The organism is Pseudosporangium ferrugineum (assembly GCF_003002065.1).
GTDB lineage: Bacteria > Actinomycetota > Actinomycetes > Mycobacteriales > Micromonosporaceae > Actinoplanes > Actinoplanes ferrugineus_A.
Window position 1 is genome coordinate 1 of record NZ_PVZG01000087.1, and the last position, 1,252, is coordinate 1,252.

The 1,252-nt window shown below is 67.3% G+C and carries 2 protein-coding genes; both read right to left on the reverse strand.

All coding sequences use genetic code 11. From position 1 onward, the window contains the following. Window positions 1-36 precede the first annotated feature (36 nt). Complete coding sequence (locus CLV70_RS38855) at window positions 37-564, reverse strand: ABC transporter transmembrane domain-containing protein (RefSeq protein ID WP_158277953.1); 528 nt, start codon at window positions 562-564, stop codon at window positions 37-39. Window positions 565-622: 58 nt separating this feature from the next. Further along, window positions 623-1,252, reverse strand: a 630-nt coding sequence (locus CLV70_RS38860) for an ISAs1 family transposase (RefSeq protein WP_245908820.1), incomplete at its 5' end; no start/stop codon positions are given.

Here is a 1,252-nt window from a genome sequence, read left to right on the forward strand (position 1 = left end):
CTGTGGACATGGTCTAGACACCCACATCCTTGCAGGTCAGGTGCACCTTTCCTTCATCACCCTCGATGCGTCGCATTCAGTCTGAATAGCCGAGGTCATGATCAGCGCCGCCAGCGAGAGCTGCCAGGACAGGTAGAACATGACGACCAGGACGAGCACGAGCGTCATCGTCGCGGCGATGGCCTGTGACAACAGCGAGGTGACGGCCTCCCGGGCACCGACGACATCGGTGCTGAGGCGGCTCACCAGCGACCCCGTCCTGGTACGCAGGAAGAACGCCAAGGGCTGCTGCTGCACGTGCTCGAACGCTCGGGTGCGGAGGTCGTGCACGAGACCTTCGCCCACCTGGCTCGAGAAGCGGACCTGGAGATAGACGCAACCGGCGTCGACCAGGGCCAGCCCGGCGATCGTGGCGGCCACCGCCACCACCACCGACATCCGCCCCGGCACGATGCCGTCGTCCACGATCACCTTGAGCAGCAACGGGCTGACCGCGGTGATAGCCGCGCTCGCTGCGGTGGTGAGTGCCAGGAGAATCAGGGACAGACGGTAAGGCCGGGCCAACGCGACAATACGCCGCGCGGTGCCCGGCGCGACGCGCGGCCGTGCCCGACGGCCAGGGCTATTGCGTAGTGGCTTTGGCCCTGGTCACGCTCGGTTTTCCGGTGGTTACGGCGGTGATGAGGTCGTGGGGGCGGTGGCTGGCTTCTCGGGTGGCTTCGGCGATGTTGGTGGCGCCGTTGATGTGGTGGTATCCGATCGAGGTGTTACGGAGGGTGGCGAACACTGCGGGTCCGTTGCCGGTCCGGGCTTGATGCGCGTCTTCACGTAACGTGACATCTCGTACGTAATGCAGCCGGTTCTCGATATGCCACTCCGAACGCGCCCAGGTGCCCAGATCAGCGGGCCGGGCGTTACCGGCGGGCAGCGAGATCGTCAGGTACGCCGTCTCGCGGCTGGTCTTGCCCTTGATCGTGCGGGTGCGGGTGATCCGGACGGCCTGGTCGGCGTGAGGGAATCCCAGCCCGTCCGGGGTGTTGACGGTGAGCGCTTTGACCGTGCGGGTCTCTTTGCGGCCGTGCCCGGTCTCGCGGGTCTGCGCCCCGACCGGGACCTGCGCCCAGGGCAGGGCCTTGAGCTGCGTGAACAGGGTCGGCGTGGAGTAAGCCGCGCGGCGCGGTGCCCCTTGTGGGGGCCGTTTCCGCGCGACTCCTCCCCGAACCGGACGTGCGAGCTTTCCCCGCATCACGGC